Source organism: Halopenitus malekzadehii, assembly GCF_900108505.1.
Taxonomy (GTDB): Archaea; Halobacteriota; Halobacteria; order Halobacteriales; family Haloferacaceae; genus Halopenitus; species Halopenitus malekzadehii.
Window position 1 is genome coordinate 180,683 of record NZ_FNWU01000001.1, and the last position, 20,412, is coordinate 201,094.

Here is a 20,412-nt window from a genome sequence, read left to right on the forward strand (position 1 = left end):
TGACCTGCCCGTTCTCGGGGCACGGTCCGGCCCTCCTTCCGCGCCGAAGCGGGATCGGCGTCAGCGTATCCCCACGCTCGTCTGACCGTGTTCGGCTAGCCGAACCGCGACGCGAGCTCCTCCCGGAGGTCATCGACGTCGAGGTCCTTCATCTCGAGGAGGACGAGCAGGTGGTAGACGAGATCCGCGCTCTCATAGAGCAGCTCCGCCTCGTCGTCGTCCTTGGCCGCGAGGATCGTCTCAGTGGTTTCCTCGCCGAGCTTCTCGAGAACCGCGTTCTCCCCCTTCTCATGGGTGAACAGCGAGGCGGTGTACGACCCTTCGGGGAGCTCCCGTTTTCGCTGTTCGATCGTCGCACACAGCTCGTCGAGGACGTCGTCGTCGACGTCCGCGTCGGCCCCGGTCGACCCCTTGCCGCGTCCCGGATCGTCGCTCATACGCCCGCCTCCAGCTCCGGGAAGAACGCCAGGTCGTGGACCCGTGGGTCATCGGTTAGCTCGGGGTGGAACGAGCAGCCGACGATCGGCCCGTCCCGAACGAGGACGGGCCGGTCCTCCCAGCTCGCCAGCACTTCGACGCCCTCGTCGACCGCATCGATGAGTGGCGCACGAATGAAAACCGCGTGGAAGGGATCGGCGAGACCGTCCACCGCGAGCGGCGCCTCGAAGGAGTCCGCCTGTCTGCCGAACGCGTTCCGGTCGACGGTCGCGTCGATCAGCCCGAGCGTCTCGACGCGGTCGTCCTTGGCGTCCCGTGAGAGCACGATGAGCCCGGCACACGTCGCGAGCACGGGTTTCTCGGCGGTGACGTGGTCGCGGATCTCCGTTGCGATCCCCTCACGATGGATCAGTCGTGAGATCGTCGTCGACTCCCCGCCCGGGCACAGGAGGACGTCACAGTCCGGGAGGACTCCCGACTCCCGGACCTCGACGACCGCAGCCGGTTCGTCGTGGGCAGCGGCCGCACGCCGGATCGCCGCGGCGTGTTCCGACACGTCGCCTTGGACGGCGAGGACGCCTGCTTTCATACTGATCACTGCGCGTGCGGCTTTCAAAAAGGGCGCGTTCTCGGCCGCCTGCGTCGATTCCACCCGGGTGTGCGTGTTGTGACCGTTCGAGCTCGACCGCTCAGACCATCAGCGAGACGAGCTGGACGAGCACGCCGAACAGGACCGCGAAGGCGATGACCGTTTTCGGATCGATCCTGATCGCGTCCCGGCCTTCGGAGTCGAAATACCGGACCAGTCCCGCGCTGGACATCAGTCCGCCGGAGTTTTGACCGCTGCTCATAGCCGTTCCTCCGGTGGCCACTCGCGTAAACGTTTCGACACGGTCGCCACACGGGTTACAAACGTGCCGCGTGAGTAACCCTTATGCGCACGCCGGCACAACCCATCGGTAGCGTAGTATGACTGTTCGACTCCTCGATTTCCACGCCGACTGGTGCGGCCCGTGTAAGACTCAGGACCCGATCCTCGAAGAACTGCAGGAGGAGTTGGGTGATGCCTTCGAACTGCAGAAGATCGACGTCGACGAACAGCAGGACGTCGCGAACCAGTACCAGGTTCGATCCCTGCCCACGCTCATCGTCGAATCCGACGACGGCGTCGTCGACCGGTTCGTCGGGGTCACCCAGAAGGAAGACCTCGAGGACGCCATCTCCCAGGCCACCGCCGCGGCGTAATCGTTTCCGCTCCGGGTCGCGTCTCCACAACGGGCCATCCGCCAGTCTTTCACGAACCGTTCGATAGACGCGTCCACCTCTCGGCGGACGTTCCCGTCTCGCAACCTTTTAGCGCGTACCCGCGTATCAGCACGTATGGCCACGTTTGACGCCGCAACGAAGCGAACGCTCGAGAAGCTCGTGTGTATGCGCTGTAACGCCCGCAACCCGAAAGACGCCGACGAGTGCCGCAAGTGCGGGTACAAGAACCTCCGTCCGAAAGCGACTGAGCGCCGCGCCGCGTAGTCGCTCTCGACTCGCACGCGCCGTTTTTTCCGGCCTCACTGTCCGTATCGGAGCCGTGCGTCCGGTGTCGGGCCTATTCGTCGTACTTCGGCGCTCGTCGTTCGGCTCGTTCGAGCGCGCGCTCGATCACGGTCCGCACCGAATCGTCGCCGTCCGCCGCCCGGTAGGCGTCGCCGTGGCCGGCATACAGTTCGGAGACGGTGTCCGGCAGCCGATCGAGAAGGTCGTGGAGGCTCTCGATCAGCCGCTCGCGTGACTGGCCCGTCATATCGGTACGTCCAAAGGAGCCGTTCTCGAAGGCGCCGTCGTTGTAGACCACGACGTCGCCGCTGTAAACGCGTTCGTCTCCGACGAACGCGACGTGATCGACGGCATGGCCCGGTGTGTACACCACCTCACACGGCTCGTCACCGATCGTGACCTCCTCGCCGTCCGCCAGCGCCACGTCCCGTCGTGGGTGGTCGTCGTAGGCGTACAGCTCGGCGTCGAAGGCGTCGAGCACCGCGTCGAGCTCGCCCACGTGGTCGGCGTGTTGATGCGTGAGGACGACGCGGTCCAGATCCTCGACCTTGTCGGCGATCGTCTCCTCGACGTTCGGCATCGTCCCGGCGTCGACGAGCGTCGTCGTCTCGCCCGGCACGAGATACGCGTTACACGTGAACTCCTCGGCGGCGGCGGTGACGTTGATCGGGTCCATACCGACCGTTGACCCACGAGCCTCTTAAACGAGGCGTCGCGCCTCGACGTGGGATCGGGACTGCCACCTCCGGTCAGGTGTCGGCCAGGAATCGCAAGTCAAACGGATGGGCCCTGTCGGATTTGAACCAACGCTCAACTCGTTATGAGCGAGTCGCTTTCAGCCGGACTAAGCTAAGGGCCCTCACCACGGGCTATCCGTCGATGCCTCTTTAGCGTACCGTCTTTCCGTCGGGCGTCCTCCTCGCGTCGCGGTCGAGATCGGCACGTTCGACGACGGCGCCGCTTTCCGGAAATGGCCGATCGAAGAAGCGCCGAAGCCAGGACTCGAACCTGGGACCGCCTCGTGACTGCGACGAACGGACCGATCCGATCGTCCTAACAGCGAGGCGCTCTACCAACTGAGCTACTTCGGCGTGCACCTGTTCGTATTGGTCTCTTTTTGATAGGGCTTTCGTTTTCACCCGACGGCGGCGGTACGATCCCGTATCCCACACGGGGGACCGTCGGCCGTCCCGATCGCCGTCTCGGGATCGACGACGCCGACCGACATCCTTTCACGCCGACCGACTGAACCGGTCGGTATGAGCGACCTGGACTCGGTGCGGCGATCAGTCCTCGACCGGATCACCCCCGACCCGGCTGAGCGGGACCGTCTCGAGGCGGTCGCCGAGCGACTCGTCGACCGGGCACGGGCTGCAGTCGATGATCTCGATGCCGACCTGACGACCGGTCCCGACGGCGACGTCGATGTCGTCCGCGTCGGATCGACCGCGCGCGGGACGTGGCTGGCCGGCGATCGCGACATCGATCTCTTCGTCCGGTTCCCGACCGACCTGCCTCGGGCGGACCTCGAGCGGTACGGACTGGCAGTGGGCCACGCCGTTCTGCCGGACGGCCACGAGGAATACGCCGAACACCCCTACGTCACGGGGATTCTTGACGGGTTTGCGGTTGATCTCGTCCCGTGTTACGACGTCGCGGACGCGAGCGCCATCCGATCGGCGGTCGACCGAACGCCGTTTCACGACGCCTACCTCTCGGAGCGTCTCACCGATACTCTCGCGGAGGACGTGCTGTTGACGAAACGGTTTCTCAAGGGCATCGGCGCGTACGGCAGCGATCTCCGAACCCGTGGCTTCTCGGGCTATCTGTCCGAGCTCCTCGTCGTTGAGTTCGGTGGGTTCGAACCGCTCCTGCGGGCTGCCGCCGACTGGCACCCGCCGGTCCGGATCGATCCCGAGGGCCACGGCGAGGCGACCTTCGACGACCCGCTCGTCGTGATCGACCCGACCGATCCGGATCGGAACGTGGCAGCCGTCTGCTCCGCGCGTAACCTCGCCCGGCTGCAACATCACGCGCGCGCGTTCCTCGCCGACCCGACCGAGACGCCCTTTTCCCCGCCCGATCGCGAGCCGCTGTCGGCGGACGCGGTTCGCGAGCACATCGATCGACGGGAGACGACGCCGATCGCGATCGTCTTCGAGCCGCCGATGCTCGTCGACGACCAACTGTGGCCACAGCTCCGGAAATCCCGCGATGGGATCGTGCGCGCGCTCGAGGAGCGTCAGTTCCAGGTGCTCCGGTCACGGACGATGGTCAACGACGATACCGCCGATCACGTCCGCGCCGTCGTCCTCGTCGAACCCCTCCACGACTCGCTGCCCGCCGTCGCCACCCATCGCGGTCCGCCCGTGGCGGTCCGTGAGCACGCCGAGGGGTTTTACGACGCCTACGCCGAGGACGGGGACCCGTACACCTACGGGCCGTTCCTCGACGGGGATCGATACGTCGTCGAGCGCGAGCGGACGGTCACGAGCGCGGCGCGGTTTCTCGCGGAGGGGGATCTCTCCGACGTCGGCCTCGGGGCACAGCTGACCGAAGCCATCGCGGGCCGTGAGGTACTCGTCGGGACGGACGTCGCGTCGCTTGCGGACGGGTTCGGGACGCAGCTTCGGTCCTACTTCGAGCCGCGACCCTGATCCTGGTTCTGGCCGACGGCGGCGCAGTACTACGGCTGGTGGCGGTCACGTCGGCCAGCGGAGTCTCGTCGATCAGCCCCGAACGGTGGGTTCGGCCGGTCAGCGTCCGAACTGTGACTCGACGTCGTTGATGAGGACGCGCGTCGAGCCGTTGAGGTCGCCCTCCGGCTCGATCGGATCGCGGCCGTCGTACGTCTCGTGAACCATTCCGACGCCCTCGGCGAGGGTATCGAGCCCGTATCCTCCCTCGAGTACGAACCCGAGCGCGGCGTCGGTTCGGTCGGCGATCCCCCGAACCCGGTCGGTGAGCAGGGCGTACCCCTCCGAGGAAACCCGCATCCGCGAGATCGGGTCGTGACGGTGGGCGTCGAAGCCGGCCGAGACGAGCAGGAGGCCCGGATCGAACTCCGCAAGCATCGGGTCGAGCACCTCATCGACCACCGTGCAGTACTCGACGTCGCCGGCCCCGGCGGACAGCGGAACGTTCAGCGTCGTCCCCTCGCCCTCGCTCTCCCCCGTCTCGTCGATCTCGCCCGTTCCGGGGTAGAGCCCCTGTTCGTGGACCGACGCGTAGAAGACGTCTCCGCGGTCGTAGAAGATGTCCTGCGTGCCGTTGCCGTGATGGACGTCCCAGTCGAAGATCGCGACCCGGTCGACCAGGTCCTCGTCGAGAACCGTCTGTGCGGCCACGGCCGCGTTGTTAACGAAGCAGAACCCCATCGCGTCGTCGGTCACGGCGTGGTGACCCGGTGGACGGCCGATCGCGAACGGGGTCTTTCGCCCGGTTGCTCCGTCGATCGCCTCCCGTGCTGCCCACTGGGCAAGGCCGGCGGAGGCGAGTGCCGCGTCCCACGTCTTCTCGCAGGCGACCGTGTCGGGATCCCAGTTTCCGCCCCCGTCGGCACAGAACGCCTCGACGTCGTCGACGTACGTCTCGTCGTGGACGGCGGCGACCGCCGACCGACTTGCCGGCGTCGCCTCGTGGTAGGAGACGTCGTGACGGTCCTGCAACCCCCGTCGGATCGCCCGGAGCCGATCCGGCGTTTCGGGGTGTCGATCGCCGGTGTCGTGCTCGAGACAGACCTCGGAGTAGCCGAACTGCATACTAGTTGAACAACGCGAAGTAGGTCTCGATGTCTTCGGCCTGGATGGTCCGTCGGTCAGCGTGTCGCGCGAGCGTCGCCGCCGCGCTGGCGACGTTATCGGCGTAATCCTCGAGGACGTCCGCCAACGCGATCCGCGCGTCCATCCCGACCCGATAGCGGTCGTCGATGCGCGACCGCGCGATCCGGTCGACCGGTGCGATCGGGAGCGTGAGATCCTCCCGGTCGATCACCTGCCCGACGTCGAAATCGGCGGCCATCAGCGTCTTTCGCCCGTCTGCGGTTGCGCGCTCGGCGGCGTCCGCCGCCACCGATGCGCCGTGGTCCTGTACGCGGCGTGCCAGCGCCTCGGCCGCGTCCGCACTCACCCTGAGGTCGCCAGCGTTCCGCCGGATGATCTGGTCGACCGGGGCGAACGGCAACTCGACACTCATACACACACTCGGGTCGGTCCGCCGTATAACGCTTTCCGTTACCTCTCGTCTCCGTTTCCGGTAGCCGCTGTCGGGTGCGCTCGCGCCGCCATCCGGACGCTGCCCACGGTGGGAATCCGCATCGGTTCGCCGGGCACCGACCGGGGATCGACCACGTCGATCGGCGTCGTCGACGGGACGCTCAAAAGACCTCTTCGGCGTCGATCCGGCCGTCCCGTTCGGGTCCACGAACAGTCACTTCCTCGCCGAGCCGGACGGTTTCGTCCGTCTGGACGCTCTTCGTCCGGTCCCCATCGTCGAGTACCACGGGGTTTCCGGCCTGGACGACCGTGCCGGTGAACTCGACCGGATCGTCGGCCGACTCCTCCACTTCCCGTGAATCGCCCGCCTCGGTGGCTCCCGACGCGTCCGCGGTCGCTGCGGCGGCGCCGCCGTCGGACTGAGCGCGTGTGGCCCCGCCGGTTCCGGCTGCAGTCCCGTCGTCCGTCCCGTTCGTTCCCGTTCCGCTCGATCCGTCGGCGAACGCGCCGAGGCTCTCACTTTCGGACCGTGCTCCCGTCGCTTCCGTGGAATCGCCGTCACCACGCGATCCATCCCGGGATCGATCGGTCGTGGACCCGTCGTCGATGACGCTGACGGTCGACCGCCAGTTGGCCGACGCTTCGAGATCGTCTTGCCACCCGTCGGTGATCTCGACATCGGTGACCACGACCTCGTCGGCGAGGTCGATCTCGGCGTCGGCCTTCTCGCCCCACAGCGCGACACGGATCTCGCCCGTTTCGTCCTTGATCCGGACGTTTCGAACCTGTCCCTCGGAGCCGTCGTCGCGGTCGAACGTCCGTTTCGGGTCCGTCTCGATCACGCCGCCGGCGATGTCGACGGTGGTGCCGATCTCGAGGTCGGCGATGGGCGTCGTCTCCGGGACGTAGTCGACGTCCTCGTCGACGCGTTCGATCGATCCGCGGTTCCCCACGTGTAACTCGAGGGCGTCGTCGCGCTCGCGGACGTAACCGTCGACGACTTCGACGACCTCCCCGGCGTCGAACTCCTCGGCCAGGTCGGCCCGGTCGTCCCACATCGTCACGCGGACGCGCCCCGTTTCGTCGCCGAGGGTGAGGTTCGCTACCCGCCCCTCGGAGCCGTCGTCGCGCGAGAACGTCCTGATGCCGCCCGCCTCGAGTACCTTCCCGACGAGCGTGACGTCGGAGGCGCCGAGCGTCAGGTCCTCGACCCGGTAGGTGTCGAGTATCTGGACGTCGACCGCCGCGTCCGCGTCGGGTTCGACCTTGTTCGCACTCACCTCGAGGCCGTTGTAGCCCTCCTTCGGGCGTCCCATCACGCGCAACACGTCGCCGACCTCGAGCTTCTCGGCGGCGCCGGTCGCCATCTCGTCCCAGAGAGCGACCCTGACCGAGCCGGACTCGTCGGCGATCTCGACGTTGCAGACGCGCCCCTCCTCCCGGTCGTCGTCCTCATCGTCGCGGTCGAAGGTCCGGATCTCGCCGATCGAGGTGACCTTGCCGAGGAACTTCACCTCGTCCATCCCCGGTTCGATGTCCGCGATCGTCTCGGCCTCCTCGTCGCGAAGTTCGTGGGCGATGAGCATCGCGGCCGTCTCCTCGTCCGCGAGCCCGCCCATCTGTTCGACCTTGTCCTCGACCGCCGCCTCGAACGCGTCGAACTCGACGTCGGTCTCGAGGTCCTCGTAGACGTCCTCGATCACACCCATAGTCGTACCTCACGGAAGGGTGACTCGGCGGTTAAGCGTTGTCCTTGTCCCGATTCAGCCGCCGACCCGGTCGCGTTGGGGATCGGTTTCCGTCGTTCGGTCCGCCCGGATCGACGGTCCGGATCGGTGGTCGGTCCCGGCGTCCGCTCGGCTGTGGCAGTTCCCGACGGTCGTCCTGAGTGCCGTTCGGTCATCACTCACCGGTGGGGTCGGTATCGTATAAAAACGGTCGTGGACGTTCGCCACGGTCCAACGGCTCAGTACGGGTGGTTCACGCGTACGGATCCCAGCCACAGACGCGGCACTCGTTTGCCGACTCCTCGTGGAGGCCGCCACACTCGGGACACTGCTTTTTGTTATACGATCGCTCCCAGCGTACGATCTCGGTCTCGTGACCGCGGTCCTCAAGGAATTCGTCGAACAGACCGTCGCTCGTGCTGGGTGCTGACGACATACACGGTATGGTATACCGTGACAGTACTTTAGTGTTTCCGATCGCACAGCCGGTCGGTCGGACCGTCTCACGGCCGCCACGTTCCGCCGTTTCGACCGGTTTATACCTACGTGACCGCGCTACCGACGTATGGACGACACGGAGACACCGTCCGGCGTGACGACGGAGACCGCCGAGATCATCGCCGCGCTGCGCGCGGCCGATGCCGTGCGATTCGGCGAGTTCGAACTCTCCCACGGTGGCACGAGCAACTACTACGTCGACAAGTACCTCTTCGAGACCGATCCCGACTGCCTCCGGCTGGTCGCGGCCGCGTTCGCGGACCGACTGGCCGACGTCGACGCGAAACTCGCCGGCGTCGCCCTGGGCGCCGTCCCGCTCGTGGCCGTCACCGCGGCGGAGCTCGGTCGCCCCTACGTCATCGCGCGCAAGCAGGCCAAGGAGTACGGTACCGGCAACCGGATCGAGGGTCGTCTCGACGACGGCGAGGAGGTCGTGGTCCTCGAGGATATCGCGACGACGGGCCAGTCCGCTCTCGACGCCGTCGAGGCGCTTCGTGAGGCGGGTGCGGCCGTCGACCGCGTGTTCGTCGTCGTTGATCGAGAGGAGGGTGCCCGGGAGCTGCTGGCGGACCACGGCATCGAACTCGAGTCGCTCGTGAGCGCTTCACAGTTGTTGGCCGACGCCGACCGCGATTAACGGTTCATTCGTCCAGCGCCATACTCAAAAAGGCGATCCCGAGGGCGGAACACGCGCGGAGCGCCGCTGCCGAGCTAGGCCACCGGTGTGCGCTCGACGACGGTCCCGTCGACCGTCGGATACTGCTCGACGATCTCCCCCTCGTTGAGGTCCCCGTCCTCGATCATCTCCTCGAGAAGCCACCAGGCGATCTCGACGTGGTTCGATTTGACCGTATAGAACTCCTCGGGAACGCCCAGGGCATCGAAACGCTCCGGATCGGCGTGCGTTTTCCCGTAGACGAGCGTTCCATCGTCGGTGATCTCGTCGAACTCCCGGCGGACGTTCTTGGCCATCCGCTTGAGGCGGTTCCGGTGTTGAGCCGCGTCCTTGAACACGGAGGTACAGAAGTAGACCTGCTCGTGGCTCGCCATCTCCGCGACGATCGCCTCGTCTTTCGACCCCTTGACGGCGGACATATGGCCCTCCTGCAGCTCGAAGCCCTCCTCCTGCATCCGTCGATAGTTGCCGTCGCTCATCTCGAACTCGTTGACGTTGCAGAACTCGGCGGCGCCCTCATCGAGGAACTCGAGGAACTCCGGTTCCGCTCGGATTCCGGGGATCTCGAAGGCCGGCGTGAGGCCTTCCTCGCGGGCGATGTAGAGAATGTCCTCCCACTCGGTTCCGTGGAGGTCACCCCACAGCTCCAGCGGCGGGTGGAAGCGGATCTCGTCGAGGCCCGCCTCGCTCAGCCGGCGCATGTTCTCCCGTCCGCCGGGAATTCCGGTGTACAGGTGCGTGTGGTGGTCCTCCCCGAACTCGTCTTTCAACAGTCGCAGGTAGCGACAGGTCTTCTCGAGGGCTTCCTGGGGCTCTCCGCCCGTGATCGAGGTCCCCAGCGCGTCCATCCGTTTGGCCTCGGTGATGACGTCCTCGTCGTCCTCCACGAGGCGCTCGTTGGCGTAGACGTCAGTGACGTTCTTGCGCTTCTCACCGAGCGGACAGTAGAAACAGTCCCGCTGGTCGCAGTACCCGTAGACGAACAGGACCATCTTCCCGCCCTTGGCGCACTGTTCACAGCCCTTCGATATCATCTGCTCACGAATAGCGGCTCGGGCCTCAAAAAGCGTCCGAACCGTCACGTCCCGTGTGGCGGGGTCGCGCACGGCGACCAACCGTCTCGTCGTCGTCACCATCGTCGTCGTTCGATCGGCTTCTTCCGCGGTACCCCGATGCCGATCGACGGAGCGGTATCCCGACGTCGATCGACCGAAAGCATATGCCTGCCCGCATCGTAGCCGGGGACGATGCTGCTCGTCCTCTGTGTCGACCTTGACGACGACCTCGGCCGGAAGACGGGAGCCGATACCCCCGTCGTCGGCCGCGACGCCGTCACCGATGCCGCGGTCGCGCTCGCGACGGTCGACCCGGAGGATTCCGACGTCAACGTCCTCTTTCAGGGAGTTACGGTCCACGACGAGCTGGCCGCCACGAGCGACGAGGACGTCGCCGTCGCGGCCGTCACCGGGGTCGATGGCTCCGACATCCAGGCCAACCGCAAGGTCGGCGAGGAGGTCGACCGGGTGCTCGCGGAGATCTCGAGCCGCGAGGAGGTCCGTGCGATCGTCATCACCGACGGCGCCCAGGACGAGTCCGTCCTGCCGGTGATCCGCTCACGGCTTCCCGTCGACGGCGTTCGTCGGGTCGTCGTCCGGCAGGCGCAGAACCTCGAGTCGATGTACTACACGATGAAGCAGGTGCTTGCCGACCCGGAGACGCGCGGGACCATCCTCGTTCCGCTCGGCATCCTGCTGCTCATCTACCCGCTCGTCGTCCTGGCGAACCTCTTCGACGTCGCCGGGGCGATGGTGCTCGGGATCATCTCCGCGCTGTTGGGGTTGTACTCGCTGTTTCGCGGGCTGGGGCTGGAGTCGGCCGTTGACTCGACCGCCGACCGCCTCCGGAACGTGTTGTACGCCGGTCGGGTGACGCTCATCACGTACGTCGTGGCGCTGGCGCTGTTGGTGATCGGCGGCGTCCAGGGCTATGAGACGCTGGAGACAGTTCGATCCACGATCTCTCCGAACGACCCGATGGCCGTGGGCCCGGCGATCGCTGCGGTCGTCCACGGCGCCGTCCAGTGGGCCGCTGCCGCGGGCGTTACCTCCAGTCTCGGCCAAATAACCGACGAGTACCTCGCGGGACGCTTCCGGTGGCAGTACCTCAATGCGCCGGTCTACGTCGTGTCGATCGCGGCGGTGTTGTACGCGCTCTCGGGCTTTTTCCTCCCGGACGTCGCCGGCGTGCGATCGTTCCTGCTCGGTGACCTTGCGCTCGTGCTCACCGCCGGAACGCTGCTCGGCGTGTTGAGCACGCTCACCTTCGCCGTCGCCGAGTCACGGACCGAGGACCGGCCCGCCGATCCGGCATAATGGCTATCTCCGTCGAAACGAACGGTCCCACCGCCGTTCACGCCGTCACTGACCGTATCGAGGCAGCGATCCCCGCGGACGTCGACGGGCTTGTGACCGTCTTCGTCCGGCACACGACCGCCGGCGTGGTCGTCAACGAACCGGAGTCACGGTTGCTTGAGGATTTCGAGACGTTCCTCGAGGATCTGGTCCCCGACGAGGGGTGGCAACACGACCGGCTCGACGGGAACGCGGACGCTCACCTGCGCGCGACGCTGCTCGGCGAGAGCGTCACCGTCCCCGTCTCCGCGGGCGAACTCGATCTCGGCCGTTGGCAGGCGGTCCTGCTCGTGGAGTGTGACGGTCCGCGGACGCGGTCGATCGACGTCGTGGTTCACTGACGTCACCGTCGACGTCGAGGAAACGTCGTCTCCGTTCCGTGCTCGTTCCGTGCCTGTCCCGTGTTCGTGTCCGTTCCCGTGTTCGTGTCCGTTCCCGTGTTCGTGTCCGTTCCCGTGTTCGTGTCCGTTCCCGTGTTCGTGTCCGTTCTCGTTCCGTACCCGTTCCGTCCGTCCCGTATTCGTTCCAGTCAGCCGGTCAGCCAGTGACTCGGTCAGCGTATCGATCGCGAGCAGGAGCCGCAGAGGTTCTCCTCTTTGACGTCGACCTCGCGAACGGTCGGCGAAAAGGACATCACGCACTTGCTGTTGTCGCAGTGTTCCAACCCGAGGGTGTGACCGATCTCGTGGACGACCTCCTTGCGGACCCGGTCGTCGACGACCTCGCGTTGGGGCTTCGAGGTGATGCCGCCGTCCGAGGAGGTCTGGAGCCGGTAGGTCGAGATGACCGATCCGTTTCCGTTGAGGTATGCAAGCCCGAAGACGTAGTTCCGACGGCGGTAAAAGAGGTCCCGCGCGGTGATCCCGATGTTCTTCTCGCCGGTCCCGGCCTGGCTCACGGTCTCGATCAGGTCCTCCGCACGGTACTGATCGCGGCCGTCGTCGTAGGCGGACGCCGGGATCGACTGCTCGTCGTGTACCGTCACCTCACAGTCGTATACCGACCGCAGCGCGCTCGAGGCCTCCCGTTTGACACGCGCGGAGACCTCACCCACCGGAACGATGTCCACGAGCATGGAAGGCGTTATGCTCCCCCCTGGCATAAATGACCCGACGTGACCCGATCCGACGCGCCGCCGATCGTCGCCGCCGTCGCCGAGGTTCTCGCTTCCGAGCGACCGCGCGCCGCGGGATGGACCACCGTCGAAGTCGGGATCGGTCGACGTCCCGAGGCAGCTCGCGCGCTCGTTGACGCTGGTCACGACGTGATCGCGATCGACGTGACCGAGCGCGACGTTCCGACCGATGTCACGTTCTACAGGGCGGACGTCCACGATCTCGCTGACGGGACCGCGACACTCGCGAGCGATGTGGGGAACGGCGGATCCGGACCACCGTCGTTCCCGGTGATCGACGCCGTGTATGCGCGGAACCTCCCGGCGGAGATCCAGCCCGCAACGGCCCGGTTCGCGAGCCGCGTCGACGCTCCGCTCGCGTTCACGACGCTCGGGTTCGAGTCCCCCTCCCCGGCCCTCCCCCCGTCGATCGAACGCCGGGCGATCGGGACCGAGACCGTCTTCGTTCTCCCGGACTGAGGCGTCCCGATCGGCACGCCCCCGTCGGCGCCAGTCGGAACGGTTTTTCTCGCGCCCCCCGGATGTGGACGTATGCAGGTCGACGCAGTCGTGCTGGACATCGACGGGGTGCTCGTGGACGTCGCCGACTCCTACCGGCGAGCGATCGTGGAGTCGATCGACCGCGTCTACGGCGCGACGATCGCCCGCGAGGACGTCCAGCCGTTCAAGGACGCCGGCGGGTTCAACAACGACTGGGAGCTGACCGACGCCGCGGCGCTGTACGTGCTCGCCGGCCGACAGACCGAGGGGATCGACCTCACGGTTCCCGCGTTCACCGACCGCGTCGCCGACGCCGGTGGCGGACTCGCGGGCGCGAAGACGGTGCTCGCGGACGCGCTCGCTCCCGAGACGTGGGACACGGTTCGCCAGGCCTGGGACTCCGAGCGGCTCCGGGACGTGTTTCAGGCGCTGTACCTCGGTACGGAGTTATACCGCGACCTCGAGGGCGGTGATCCGCCGGTCGAAACGGACGGATACATCCACGACGAGCCGGTGCTCGTCGACCCCGAGACCATCGATGCCCTGCGGGAGCGGTTCGACGTCGGGGTGGTTACGGGCCGCCCGGCCGCCGAGGCCGAGATCGCGCTCGACCGGGTCGGGCTCGATCTGCCCGCGATCCACCGGTTCACGATGGACGACTGGGAGGAGGGCAAGCCACACCCCGCAGCGCTCGTCACGCTTGCCGACCGGTTCGAGACCACGACCGTGGCCTTCGTCGGCGACACGCTTGACGACGTCCGAACCGCTCGCAACGCCGAGGAGGCCGACCCCGAGCGCGTCTACTACGGGATCGGTGTACTCACCGGCGGGCTGACCGGCGAGTCCGGGCGACGCGCATACGTCGACGCCGGCGCCGACGCCGTGGTCGCCGACGTGAACGAGCTCCTCGAGCTGCTCGAACGTGATGCGTCCCGGCCCGATGCGTGAGACGACCCTGACGGCTTCGGTGATGCAACGGCTACGCCTCCGGTGACGCAACGGCTAAGGCCCCGCCGTGACCACTCCCGATATGCGAATCTCCATCCTCGGCGGTACCGGTGACATCGGCGAAGGGCTGGCGCTCCGGTGGGCGTTCCACTCGAACCACGACGTCATCATCGGTTCGCGTGACGCCGAGAAGGCGCACACGAAGGCCGACGAGTACGAGACCGAACTCGACAGCCGCGGCGTCGACGTCACGATCAACGGCTTCGAGAACGGGATGGCGACCGACCGCGGCGACGTCATCGTCCTCGCCGTCCCCCCGTACCACGTCGGTGATACGGTCGAGTCGATCGCCGACCGACTCGACGAGGACGACGTACTCGTCTCCCCGGCCGTCGGAATGAAACGGGAGGAGGAGGGGTTCCGCTACCACCGTCCCGGGGCGGGCAGCGTCACGCGGATCGCGGCGGACGCCGCACCCGATGACGTGCCGGTCGTCGGCGCGTTCCACAACCTCCCCGCGGCCCGGCTCGCGAACCTCGATGCCGGCCTCGGGATCGACACCCTGATCCTCGGCGACGACGAGGACGCGACGGACATCGTCCGGATGCTTGCCGAGGACATCGACGGGCTCCGCGCGCTTGACGCCGGCGGGATCGCCAACGCCCCCGAGGTCGAGTCGATCACGCCCCTGCTCGTTACCCTCGCGATGCACAACGACGGGCTCCACGATCTCGGCGTCCGGTTCTCCTGATCGGTTGGTCGGTCGTCGGTGGGTATCCGGTCCGGTCGTACCCAGCGAAGGGTTCTCTTGCCCCGAGATTTATTTTCGATGAACCGGATCGTCCCACCGAGTATGACGAAGCCGCTCAAGGTATCCGGATTCGTCGGGCTGGCTGTAATGATGGCGGTCGGCCTGCATCAGGCGATGATCCTCGCCGGCGGCGACGCCGTGCCGAGATGGATGATCGGCGGGCACGCCCACCTCGGCGTCCTGTCGATCCTCGCGATCGTGATGGGCTTTGCCGTCCCCGCGCTCGAGGTGACCGGGACCCTCCGGACCGCCGTCACCGGTCTCTTCATCGCGGGACAGTGGGGCGTCCCCGGCGTCGTCTGGCTCGGCGAGGGTCTCGGGCTCGCGTTCCTCGTTCCCACCACGCTGCTGTGGGGGAGCGCCCTGATCGTCGCGATGCTGATTATGGCGTACGTCGCCGCGACCCGGGATGCGACCGGATCGGGGTCGGGCCCGACCGGCGTCGCGCCGGCCGACGACTGATCGGCGTCGTAACCGACTGGTCGACGTCGCAACTGGACGGCACCGCCGCAACCGGACGGCGCCGCAAATTCCCGGTTTCGCCGCCGGATCCGTTCCCTTGCCGGGGGACGAGTTGGCACGCAGGGGCGACGGACGATACGGTTATCCCCGTTCGGGGAGTAGTTTCGGAAATGACGCCCTCCACTTCCACCACCGAGCGACAGCCGCCCGACAAGGCGACGCTCCACTGCTTTGCGTGCGGTCACGAAAGCCGCATTAACGGCGACTGGCTCATCCACGTACGCGCTGACTCCCTCACCTACGAATGTCCTGCGTGTGAAACGGTGATCGATTCCCGACGGAATCACGAGGCGTTGGCCGCGGGCAGTCGTGGATCGCTTGGCTTCCCGGTCGAGAACTGACGTCGGCTCACGGGGTTATTTATAAATAGACTGGCACCGAGCCGGGTCGTCGTCCGATCGTCGGGCCGTTACTCCGCCTCGGCGTCAGCGGACGCTTCGGCTGCGGATCCGCCTGCTGTTTCGGCTGCGGATCCGCCTGCTGCCCCGGATGCGGATCCTGATGCGCTGGATTCGCCCGTTGACGTCTCGGCACCCGACGACCTGGTTTCGGACGTCTCGCGGTCCGCGATCCGCGCCTCGTGGATCACTTCGTGCTCGCCGAACAGCACGAACGCGCGGTGAGGCTCTTGAGTCATCTCGATCGTGGTCGAATCGCCGTCCTGGACGGACCCTGTCGCCGCGTCACCGTCCCATGGTTCGGGCTCGCCCGGATCCGGCGTGACGACGACCGAGAGGTGCTCGGCGGCGATCGCCCCACCGCCGTCGTGGGTCACGGTAACGGCTTCTTCCTCGGCGTCGTAGTCGACCGCGAAGTCGGCCGTCGGCGCGATCACGTGGCTACCGACTTCGATCGGTTCCGTCGGCGGCGTCCACTCCGCGGTGAACGTCGTCCCCGTATCGAACTCGCTGAGCGGGACCACGTCCCCGCGCTCGAGCACGTCGTGCTCGTCGGCTGGCTGCGTGTCGGCCGCCTCTCCGTCGACAAGCAGCCGGAACTCCCCGGCGTCGCGACTCACCGGATCGCGGTAGATCGCTGCGATGCCGTCGTCGGGAACGGCTTTCCGCTGGTCGGTCCCCGTTCCGGTCTCCCGGCCGTCAGTTCCGGTTCCGGCCTCCTGCTCCGAGCCGGACTGGAACGTGAATCCGTGTCGGGGCTCGGTCGGATAGTGGCCGACCGACCGCTCGCTCACCATGTTCGCCGTCTCGGTTCGGATGCTCACGGTCACGCGGTCGCCGATCCCGACGTCCGTGAGGGTGATCGTGTCTCCACTCGTCAGCTCGTCGTACTCCTCGGCCACCACGAGGGTCTCGCGCTCGCTGCCGCTCGGGCGACCGCTCGTGCGGTCGCTCGAGCCGTCCGCCGGCGAGTAGGTCGTGACCTGCAGCCCCTCGGGGTCGGCCGGCTGCGCCCCGACGTAGGTCAGTCGCATCTCCGCCGCGCCGGGGTCGTAGTGCGCCTTCAGCGCCTCGCGTGCGGTCGTGGTTCCGGCGAGGTGATGGTCCCGTTCGTCGTCCCTCTCGCCCGCCGCATCGTCGTCGGTCCCGCTCTCCGCGTCGTCGTCCGCGCCGACCCAGACGACCTCGACCTGGGCGAACGGCGGGACTTCGGCGGCCAGCGCGTCGCCGGGACCGAACTCCTCGTACTCGTCGGCCGGCTGCGTCCCGAGTGGCTCCCCGTCCGCCCGTATCCTCACGCGGTCGGCCGCCATCGCGTCGCCCTCGCGATGCTCGACCCGAACCGTCCCCGCCTCGGGGTCGTACTCGAGGTCGACGAACGCCTCCGGAACCACCTCGTGTTCGGCCACGACGACCGGCTCCTCGGGGTCGAGCCACTCGATCGTGACCGTGCTGTCGACCGGGTGCTCGCCGAGCGGGATCTCGGTCCCTCTGGAGAGCGTTTCGACCTCGTCGGCGATCTGCCGGTCGGCCGGCTCGCCGTCAACGAGTACGCGGAACGCGGACGCGTCGTAGTCCTCCTCGCCGTGGTAGGTCGCGATGAGTCCCCGATCCGGATGGTCGTGAACGTGGATCCGCGGCGGCGTGACGCGGAACCGCTGCAGCGGGCGCCGGTGGACGCCCGGGATCGACGGGACGGTCAGGGTCAGGGAAACCACGTCGCCCATCCCGACGTCCTCGATCGTGACCGCGTCCCCGTTCGTGAGCGTTCCGCTCCCGGAATCGTTCCCGCCGTCACCTCCGTTCCCGAACGACGGGGCAGGGGTCCGGACCGTTCCGTCGTCCGACCGGTGCGTCACCGCCACCTTCCCGGCGTCGGCCTCGCGGTCGCCGACGTAGGTGATCGTGACCGTCTCCGCCTCGACCTCGTGGTCGATCGCGAACGCCTCGGTGCCGATCGCCTCGTTCGCGTAGACGCGGTGGGCGTTGCGTTCCGCGTCGAACCAGCGGAGCACGACGCTCGCGAGGGGATCGGTCTCGACGGTCAGCGTGTCGCCCGGCTCGAACCGGTCCAGCCGGTCGGCCGGCTGGCGGTCGGCGAGCTCGCCGTCGACCCACAGCTGGAGCGCCTCGAGGGCGTCGCCCGTGACCGTCTCGCCGCCCCGGTGCTCGAGGGTGACGCCGCCCGTCTCCTGGCCACTCCCCGTCCCATCAGCTTCTCCGTCGCCCGACGTCCCGTCAGCTTCCCTGTCGACCGTCGTTCCGACTCGGATGTCGGGCGCGTTCTCGTGGTCGTGCTCCGGCGGCGCCTCGAGAACCGCGTCGACCCGGATCGTCTCCCCGGACCGGTCGATCGCGGTCTCCTCGACGATCCCGGTTCCGATCGCCTCGATCAGGGGGCGAACCGCCCGGTCGCCGGGCGTGCTGGGATCGTCGGTGAAAAACAGGTAGCGGTTCTCGGCGCGGTCGTCCGAGCCGTGGAGTCGCGCCGGATGGATCTCGAAGCCCCCGGCGAACGCGCGGATCGCTCCGGTTCCGACCGCGGAGGCGCCCGGGGTTTGAAAGCCGGACTCCGCGGCGTCCGGTGCGAACAGGACGGTGTCGAACGACTCGACCAGCCCGAACGCCGACTCGGCGTCCGCGTTCGCATCCACGAGCCGATCGCCGTCTTCCCCGTCCGCCTCGCCCGCCGCCGCCGCGATCGCCCGCGCCGCCTCGACGCGGCCGGATCGGTCCTCGCCCGCGACGAACGCCGCGACGCCGTCGGTGCTGACGGTCGTCATCCCCTCGCGGTCCCCGTCGTCGGCGACCCGCCAGTCGCCGACGGTCGTCAGCTCCTCGCCGCGGTCGAGCCGGTCGAAGGTGCCGGAAGCCACCGTGATCCGGCGCCGGTAGTCGTGGGTGATCGCCGTGACCACCGTCGAGAGGTCGGCCGCCGCGACGTCGAGCTCCCGCGTCACGACGCGAGCCTCGTGTGACAGGTCCTCGGCCACGTCCGCATCTGCCACGTTCGTCGTCACAACCAGTCGATACGAGAGATCGAGCGAACCGTCGTCGGGCAGCGCCGCGATCGCGCTCGCGGCCGAGTCGGACAGCTCGTCGAGGTTTCGCCGGTCGGTTGGCGTCGTCGAGTTGGCCACGCGGTCGGGATCGAGTGTTCCCGTGAGCGCGGCCAGCGTTAGGGCGCTTCCGCCGAGGAAGCCCCGTCTGGAGGGTCTCACCATACGCGGACCCACACGGGTTCACCCAAAAGCGATTGTGATGGCTCAAACCCGCGTTTGTCCCATCCGCGTTCTCCTCCAATGATTAGGTGTACCTAAAACTATTTACTCCCCCGTGTTTTAGGACGACCTAAATGATGGAGGAGACGCTCGCCGACACCCGCCGGCGGATCGAATCGCTCGCCAGCGACGCCGGTCGGTACTACCTCGCCTGCGCCCGAACCGGCGATCGACCGACGCCCGTCGCGGGACTCGTCTTCGAGAGCCGCGAGGTCGCGGCTCGAGCCGCCCGGGCGTGCCAGCGATATCGGGAATCGCTCCGGCGGTACGACGACTCCGTCCCGTACCGGGACCTCGTCGTCCACGAACGCCGCGTTGCGACGTCCGCTGATCGCCGATCCGACGCAATCGATGTCGACGCTGGTGACGCTGGCGCAGTTGATGCCGACGCGACCGACACGGCCGGTGATCGGCTATGAGCGTCGAGACGGCGGTTCACGCGGCGCTCGACCGCGTCGACGCCGAGGCCGAGCGCGTCGATTCGCTCGCACCCGCGTTCGGTCGGTTCGACGCGGCGGTCCGCGACCTCGATCCGCTCGGCGGTCACGCTCCCTCGTCCGGGGAGCCGACGCGACTGGCCGACGGCGGGATCACCGCGGCGCATCACCACGATCGCCAGTCCGGTCGCCCCGGAACGCCCGACGGTGCCGCGGGAGTCACCGGAAGCGCAGGAGTCACCGGAGGTGCGGTGGCCGCCGACCGGACCGGGTCGGTTCGCGACGCGTTCGCGGAGACGGTGCTGTCCGCTCGCGACGAGGGGTCGAATGCGTCCGCCACGTCTGCCGCGTCCGCCGCGGCAGTCGTTCGGGCGATCCGCTCGGAGTTCGGCGACGAGATCGCGGTCGTCCTCGCGCCCGGCACCGACGCCGGGTTCACGCCCGCCGTCAAGCGGGCCGTTCGGTCGGCCATCGCGACGCGGCGTGCGGAGCTTCGCGCGCTCCGTGACGCCCTCGATCGGGAGCGCGAGTCGCTCCGATCGGCGCGGGGGGACGTTGACGCGATCGTCTCCTGGATCGCTCGTGCGGACGAGACGCCGCTGTCCGACCTGGGGTTCGAGGCGCTTCGGGACCGTCACGAGACCCTCGAACGCCACCGCGAACGCTGTGCTGAGCGTCTCGAATCCCGGCAGACGACGCTCGGATCCGCGACCGGCCACGGCGCGGACGCCGGCCTCACGCACCGCTCGCTCGTCGCTCACCTCTACGACGTTGCGGGCTTCCCGACGCCGTACCCGGTCGTTTCGACCGTCGTCCGGCTGATCGACTGCTGTGAGTCGTGCCAGCGCTCGGTTCGTGATCACCTCACACGACGGGTTTGATCGT

Annotated in this window: 25 protein-coding genes and 2 tRNA genes; 13 read left to right on the forward strand and 14 right to left on the reverse strand. The window is 67.6% G+C overall.

Annotated features, from left to right (window positions below; genetic code table 11):
* Nucleotides 1-95: 95 nt before the first annotated feature.
* From BLW38_RS00905 to BLW38_RS00915, 3 genes are all read right to left on the reverse strand, one after another.
* On the reverse strand, nt 96-437 hold the full coding sequence (locus tag BLW38_RS00905) for a phosphoribosyl-ATP diphosphatase (protein WP_092813016.1): 342 nt from the start codon (nt 435-437) through the stop codon (nt 96-98).
* Nucleotides 434-1,027, reverse strand: coding sequence for a pyridoxal 5'-phosphate synthase glutaminase subunit PdxT (pdxT, locus tag BLW38_RS00910; RefSeq protein WP_092815417.1), 594 nt, complete (start codon nt 1,025-1,027; stop codon nt 434-436). Before pdxT ends, BLW38_RS00905 begins: the two co-directional genes overlap by 4 nt.
* A gap of 100 nt (nt 1,028-1,127) precedes the next feature.
* The gene (locus BLW38_RS00915) at nt 1,128-1,289 is read right to left on the reverse strand and encodes a preprotein translocase subunit Sec61beta (RefSeq protein WP_092813019.1); all 162 of its coding nucleotides are present in this window, start codon (nt 1,287-1,289) and stop codon (nt 1,128-1,130) included.
* Between the two features lie 118 nt (nt 1,290-1,407).
* On the opposite strand from BLW38_RS00915, the gene trxA reads away from it, so the two are divergent.
* Nucleotides 1,408-1,683 carry a thioredoxin gene (trxA, locus tag BLW38_RS00920; protein ID WP_092813022.1) on the forward strand — a complete coding sequence of 92 codons (276 nt, stop codon included), beginning with the start codon at nt 1,408-1,410 and terminating at the stop codon, nt 1,681-1,683.
* Between the two features lie 135 nt (nt 1,684-1,818).
* On the forward strand, nt 1,819-1,968 hold the full coding sequence (locus BLW38_RS00925) for a 50S ribosomal protein L40e (RefSeq protein WP_092813025.1): 150 nt from the start codon (nt 1,819-1,821) through the stop codon (nt 1,966-1,968).
* A 73-nt stretch (nt 1,969-2,041) separates the two neighbouring features.
* On the opposite strand, the gene BLW38_RS00930 is transcribed toward BLW38_RS00925, so the two are convergent.
* From BLW38_RS00930 to BLW38_RS00940, 3 genes are all read right to left on the reverse strand, one after another.
* The gene (locus BLW38_RS00930; RefSeq protein ID WP_092813029.1) at nt 2,042-2,665 is read right to left on the reverse strand and encodes an MBL fold metallo-hydrolase; all 624 of its coding nucleotides are present in this window, start codon (nt 2,663-2,665) and stop codon (nt 2,042-2,044) included.
* A 107-nt stretch (nt 2,666-2,772) separates the two neighbouring features.
* A tRNA-Ile gene (locus tag BLW38_RS00935) sits at nt 2,773-2,848 on the reverse strand.
* 128 nt (nt 2,849-2,976) lie between these two features.
* Nucleotides 2,977-3,080, reverse strand: a tRNA-Asn gene (locus tag BLW38_RS00940).
* Between the two features lie 168 nt (nt 3,081-3,248).
* Here BLW38_RS00940 and cca point away from each other — a divergent pair.
* On the forward strand, nt 3,249-4,646 hold the full coding sequence (cca, locus tag BLW38_RS00945) for a CCA tRNA nucleotidyltransferase (RefSeq protein WP_092813032.1): 1,398 nt from the start codon (nt 3,249-3,251) through the stop codon (nt 4,644-4,646).
* A gap of 99 nt (nt 4,647-4,745) precedes the next feature.
* On the opposite strand, the gene BLW38_RS00950 is transcribed toward cca, so the two are convergent.
* The 5 genes from BLW38_RS00950 to BLW38_RS00970 all read right to left on the reverse strand — a co-directional run bounded on the left by BLW38_RS00950 (nt 4,746) and on the right by BLW38_RS00970 (nt 8,366).
* On the reverse strand, nt 4,746-5,750 hold the full coding sequence (locus BLW38_RS00950) for a histone deacetylase family protein (RefSeq protein ID WP_092813035.1): 1,005 nt from the start codon (nt 5,748-5,750) through the stop codon (nt 4,746-4,748).
* 1 nt (nt 5,751) lies between these two features.
* Entirely contained in the window at nt 5,752-6,183 is a 432-nt protein-coding gene (locus BLW38_RS00955; protein ID WP_092813038.1) for a histone, read from the reverse strand.
* Nucleotides 6,184-6,364: 181 nt separating this feature from the next.
* Nucleotides 6,365-7,912 (reverse strand): single-stranded DNA binding protein, encoded by a 1,548-nt coding sequence (locus BLW38_RS00960; RefSeq protein WP_092813041.1) that lies wholly within the window; start codon nt 7,910-7,912, stop codon nt 6,365-6,367.
* A gap of 54 nt (nt 7,913-7,966) precedes the next feature.
* Complete coding sequence (locus BLW38_RS16085) at nt 7,967-8,113, reverse strand: hypothetical protein (protein WP_177167389.1); 147 nt, start codon at nt 8,111-8,113, stop codon at nt 7,967-7,969.
* Between the two features lie 70 nt (nt 8,114-8,183).
* Nucleotides 8,184-8,366: an HVO_0416 family zinc finger protein gene (locus tag BLW38_RS00970; RefSeq protein WP_092813047.1), complete on the reverse strand. Its 183-nt coding sequence runs from the start codon at nt 8,364-8,366 to the stop codon at nt 8,184-8,186.
* A 129-nt stretch (nt 8,367-8,495) separates the two neighbouring features.
* Here BLW38_RS00970 and pyrE point away from each other — a divergent pair, with 129 nt between their 5' ends.
* Nucleotides 8,496-9,065 (forward strand): orotate phosphoribosyltransferase, encoded by a 570-nt coding sequence (gene pyrE / locus BLW38_RS00975; RefSeq protein WP_092813050.1) that lies wholly within the window; start codon nt 8,496-8,498, stop codon nt 9,063-9,065.
* Between the two features lie 74 nt (nt 9,066-9,139).
* Here the strand turns inward: pyrE and BLW38_RS00980 are convergent, their stop codons facing one another.
* Entirely contained in the window at nt 9,140-10,138 is a 999-nt protein-coding gene (locus BLW38_RS00980; RefSeq protein ID WP_092815420.1) for a radical SAM protein, read from the reverse strand.
* A gap of 213 nt (nt 10,139-10,351) precedes the next feature.
* Between BLW38_RS00980 and BLW38_RS00985 the strand changes: the two genes are divergently transcribed.
* Nucleotides 10,352-11,476 carry a DUF373 family protein gene (locus tag BLW38_RS00985; RefSeq protein WP_092813052.1) on the forward strand — a complete coding sequence of 375 codons (1,125 nt, stop codon included), beginning with the start codon at nt 10,352-10,354 and terminating at the stop codon, nt 11,474-11,476.
* Nucleotides 11,476-11,856 (forward strand): secondary thiamine-phosphate synthase enzyme YjbQ, encoded by a 381-nt coding sequence (locus tag BLW38_RS00990; RefSeq protein WP_092813055.1) that lies wholly within the window; start codon nt 11,476-11,478, stop codon nt 11,854-11,856. Before BLW38_RS00985 ends, BLW38_RS00990 begins: the two co-directional genes overlap by 1 nt.
* Nucleotides 11,857-12,068: 212 nt before the next feature.
* Here BLW38_RS00990 and BLW38_RS00995 read toward each other — a convergent pair whose 3' ends face one another.
* On the reverse strand, nt 12,069-12,590 hold the full coding sequence (locus tag BLW38_RS00995; protein WP_092813058.1) for an archaemetzincin family Zn-dependent metalloprotease: 522 nt from the start codon (nt 12,588-12,590) through the stop codon (nt 12,069-12,071).
* Between the two features lie 39 nt (nt 12,591-12,629).
* Between BLW38_RS00995 and BLW38_RS01000 the strand changes: the two genes are divergently transcribed.
* The 5 genes from BLW38_RS01000 to BLW38_RS01020 all read left to right on the forward strand — a co-directional run bounded on the left by BLW38_RS01000 (nt 12,630) and on the right by BLW38_RS01020 (nt 15,752).
* Complete coding sequence (locus BLW38_RS01000; protein ID WP_092813061.1) at nt 12,630-13,109, forward strand: UPF0146 family protein; 480 nt, start codon at nt 12,630-12,632, stop codon at nt 13,107-13,109.
* Between the two features lie 72 nt (nt 13,110-13,181).
* Nucleotides 13,182-14,078: a TIGR01548 family HAD-type hydrolase gene (locus BLW38_RS01005; RefSeq protein WP_092813064.1), complete on the forward strand. Its 897-nt coding sequence runs from the start codon at nt 13,182-13,184 to the stop codon at nt 14,076-14,078.
* A gap of 82 nt (nt 14,079-14,160) precedes the next feature.
* The gene (gene npdG / locus BLW38_RS01010) at nt 14,161-14,829 is read left to right on the forward strand and encodes an NADPH-dependent F420 reductase (protein ID WP_092813066.1); all 669 of its coding nucleotides are present in this window, start codon (nt 14,161-14,163) and stop codon (nt 14,827-14,829) included.
* A gap of 102 nt (nt 14,830-14,931) precedes the next feature.
* A complete protein-coding gene (locus tag BLW38_RS01015; protein WP_092813069.1) occupies nt 14,932-15,351 on the forward strand; it encodes a hypothetical protein in 420 nt (139 codons plus the stop codon).
* Nucleotides 15,352-15,521: 170 nt separating this feature from the next.
* On the forward strand, nt 15,522-15,752 hold the full coding sequence (locus BLW38_RS01020; RefSeq protein ID WP_092813072.1) for a hypothetical protein: 231 nt from the start codon (nt 15,522-15,524) through the stop codon (nt 15,750-15,752).
* Nucleotides 15,753-15,820: 68 nt separating this feature from the next.
* Here the strand turns inward: BLW38_RS01020 and BLW38_RS01025 are convergent, their stop codons facing one another.
* A complete protein-coding gene (locus BLW38_RS01025) occupies nt 15,821-19,033 on the reverse strand; it encodes a hypothetical protein (RefSeq protein WP_092813075.1) in 3,213 nt (1,070 codons plus the stop codon).
* A 134-nt stretch (nt 19,034-19,167) separates the two neighbouring features.
* Between BLW38_RS01025 and BLW38_RS01030 the strand changes: the two genes are divergently transcribed.
* Together BLW38_RS01030 and BLW38_RS01035 are read left to right on the forward strand one after the other, a co-directional pair.
* On the forward strand, nt 19,168-19,509 hold the full coding sequence (locus tag BLW38_RS01030) for a DUF7552 domain-containing protein (protein WP_092813078.1): 342 nt from the start codon (nt 19,168-19,170) through the stop codon (nt 19,507-19,509).
* Nucleotides 19,506-20,408, forward strand: a complete 903-nt coding sequence (locus BLW38_RS01035; protein ID WP_092813081.1) for a DUF7260 family protein — start codon at nt 19,506-19,508, stop codon at nt 20,406-20,408. The genes BLW38_RS01030 and BLW38_RS01035 overlap by 4 nt, the downstream gene beginning before the upstream one ends.
* The last annotated feature ends 4 nt before the right edge of the window (nt 20,409-20,412 follow it).